The organism is Actinocrinis sp., from assembly GCF_035605935.1.
Taxonomy (GTDB): domain Bacteria; phylum Actinomycetota; class Actinomycetes; order Streptomycetales; family Catenulisporaceae; genus Actinocrinis.
In genome coordinates, this window is sequence record NZ_DATNGK010000178.1 from 1 (window position 1) to 2901 (window position 2901).

General features: G+C 67.1%; 2 protein-coding genes. Both read right to left on the reverse strand.

The genetic code is table 11. From position 1 onward, the window contains the following. Positions 1-287 precede the first annotated feature (287 nt). Positions 288-1907 (reverse strand): AMP-binding protein, encoded by a 1620-nt coding sequence (locus VN779_RS14575; RefSeq protein ID WP_325723481.1) that lies wholly within the window; start codon positions 1905-1907, stop codon positions 288-290. Between the two features lie 112 nt (positions 1908-2019). Continuing rightward, positions 2020-2850 (reverse strand): LuxR C-terminal-related transcriptional regulator, encoded by an 831-nt coding sequence (locus tag VN779_RS14580; protein ID WP_325723483.1) that lies wholly within the window; start codon positions 2848-2850, stop codon positions 2020-2022. Positions 2851-2901: the final 51 nt, after the last annotated feature.

Below are 2901 nucleotides of genomic sequence, written 5' to 3' on the forward strand. Positions count from 1 at the left end.
CGAGTGCAACGACGACACTTACTCGACCGCAGGCGACAAGCACGGTGCCTGCTCGGATCACAGCGGCGTCAGACGCCCCGTCTATAGCGGCTGAGCTGCCCGGCTACCGGCAGGCATAATTCACGGCTCGCGGACCACGTACCGCTCACCGAGCGACCGAACGTAGGCGGCGAACTCGAATGCGGCTTCCAGTGAACCCGGCCGAGGCGGCTCGGCCGGGTTCCCGCCCACGTATGCAACTAGATGAGGGCGTCCACGAGCCGGGCCGCAGCGGTGACTGCGGCGTCCTACAGACCGAGTAACTCGATCGATTTCTCGCGCATCTCGACCTTGCGGATCTTGCCGGTCACGGTCATCGGGAACTCGTCGACGATGTGCACGTAGCGCGGGATCTTGAAGTATGCGAGCCGACCGGCACAGAACTCGCGCAGCGTCTGCGCGGTCACCGGTTCGGCGCCTTCGCGCAGGCGGATCCAGGCCATCAGTTCCTCGCCGTAGCGCTCGTCCGGCACGCCGATCACCTGGGCATCGAGAACGTCCGGGTGGGTATAGAGGAATTCCTCGATTTCCCGCGGGTAGACGTTCTCCCCGCCGCGGATCACCATGTCCTTGATCCGGCCGGTGATGCTGACGTACCCGGCGTGGTCCATCGTGGCGAGGTCGCCGGTGTGCATCCAGCGTGCGCTGTCGATCGCCTCGGCGGTGTTCTCGGGCTGCTGCCAGTAACCGAGCATCACAGAGTATCCGCGGGTGCACAGCTCGCCCGGTGTGCCGCGCGGCACTGTCAGACCATCCTGCGGATCGACGATCTTTATCTCCAAGTGCGGCCCGACCCGACCGACCGTGGACACGCGCTGTTGGAGGGTGTCGTCGGACCGGGTCTGGGTGGAGACCGGGGAGGTCTCGGTCATGCCGTAGCAGATCGCCACCTCGCGCATCCCCATCCGATCGATGACCTGCTTCATCACCTCGACGGGACACGGCGATCCCGCCATGATCCCGGTGCGCAGGGACGAAAGGTCGTAGGTGTCGAAGCCGGGTTCGGCCAGCTCGGCGATGAACATCGTGGGCACGCCGTATAGGGACGTGCACCGCTCAGCCGCCACGGCTTCCAGCGTGGCCTTCGGGTCGAAGGACGGCGCAGGGATCACCATGCAGGCGCCGTGGCTGGTCGCGGCGAGATTGCCCATTACCATGCCGAAACAGTGGTAAAAGGGCACCGGGATGCAGATCTTGTCCTGTTCGGTGTAGTGGCACAGCTCGCCGACGAAGAATCCGTTGTTCAGGATGTTGTGGTGCGAGAGCGTCGCACCCTTGGGAAACCCGGTGGTGCCGGAGGTGTACTGGATGTTGATCGGGTCGTCCGCGGACAGCCGGATATCTGCCAGCGCGGCCGGGTCGGCGCCACGGCCCTGCTCCAGCAGCGCGTTCCACTCCTCGCCGTCCAGCAGCAAGACCCGCCGCAGCGCCGGGCAGTCGGACCGGACCTGCTCGATCATGTCCGCGTAGTCCGCGCTCTTGAAGCTTTGCGCCGAGACCAGAACGCTGATGCCCGACTGCTTGAGTACGAACTCCAACTCGTGTGAGCGGTAGGCGGGGTTGATGTTCACCAGGATCGCGCCCAGCTTCGCCGTCGCGTATTGGGTGAAGGTCCACTCCGGGCAGTTCGGCGCCCAGATTCCCACCCGATCGCCCTTGCGCACGCCCGAGGCGGCAAGCCCCAGCGCGAGCGCGTCGACCTGCGCGGCCAATTCGCGGTACGTCCAGCGTTGGTTCGTCGGGCGGTCCACGAGCGCGAGCCGGTCCGGAAAAGCCTGGGCGGCGCGGTCGAAGTTGGCGCCGATCGTGTCGCCCAGCAGCGGAATCTCGCCGGTCCCGCAGGAATAACTCAGCACGTCGACCACCATGCGCCTCCTTGCGCCCTCGGTGCGGCAACCAGGTCAGCGTGAACGACCCACGGCGGACCGGCTACTGTCCAAAGTGGGTAGTGGGCCGGGTGGGTGAACCCGGCGGTTCGGGCTAGAGGTCGTAGCCGAGGGCGCGCGCGACGTTGACGGCGGCGAGCCGGTTGTGGCAGTCCAGCTTGCGCATCACGCTGCGCAGATACGCTTTCACCGTGCCGGGGGCCAGTCCCATGCGGTGCGCGATGTCTGCGTTGCCGAGACCGAGCGCGGCATGGCGCAGCACCTCGTACTCGCGTGCGGAGAGCACCGATGACACGGCATTGGCTCGCGGGGGCGCCGCGAGCCGGGCGCGGATGTCCTCCAGCTCGGCCCTGATCGCCGGATCGGCGACGCGCTCGATGACCGAGCTGAGATCCGCACACAGCGCCGACTGCCCCTGACCATGATCAGGTCGCCGCTGCCATGGGGCGGTCGCCTCGATCTGTGGGCTGTCAGACAACAGCTGCTGCGTCTCGCGGGCCACCATCACCGCTCTGCGCATCGTGCGCTCGCCGATGCCCACTCTCTGGCGCAGCGCCGCGTACAGAATGCCATTCACCCGGCCGCCGCTGACCAGCGGCACGGCCAGGATCGAGTGGATGCCCTCGAGCGAGACCGGCTGGTCGTACTGGTGGCTGATGGACCGCGCGTCGACATAGTCGTTGACGGCGACGGGCCGTCGCAGCACCAGTGCCTTGCCGCCCAGTCCGGTGCCGCCTCGCACGACCAGGTCGCGCAGCGCCGTCGTGCGCGCCCCGAGCGTTCGCGCGATCACCAACTGTCGGCCACCTGCCGTCACCGGCCCGCCGAACGCGATATCCATCCCGATGGTGTCGACGAATCTGTGCAGCGCCCGGTCGATCGCGTCGGCCCACTGCGAACTAGAAGCCGTGCTCGTCGCCGTCATTGCGCTCCTCCCGGTCACATTAGCCGAGCAGGTCGCGCCCGCAACGGGAAG

Excerpts from the sequence above, each read along its gene's own strand:
- VN779_RS14580 (WP_325723483.1), bottom strand. The coding sequence starts at position 2,850 with ATGACGGCGACGAGCACGGCTTCTAGTTCGCAGTGGGCCGACGCGATC.
- VN779_RS14575 (WP_325723481.1), bottom strand. The coding sequence starts at position 1,907 with ATGGTGGTCGACGTGCTGAGTTATTCCTGCGGGACCGGCGAGATTCCG.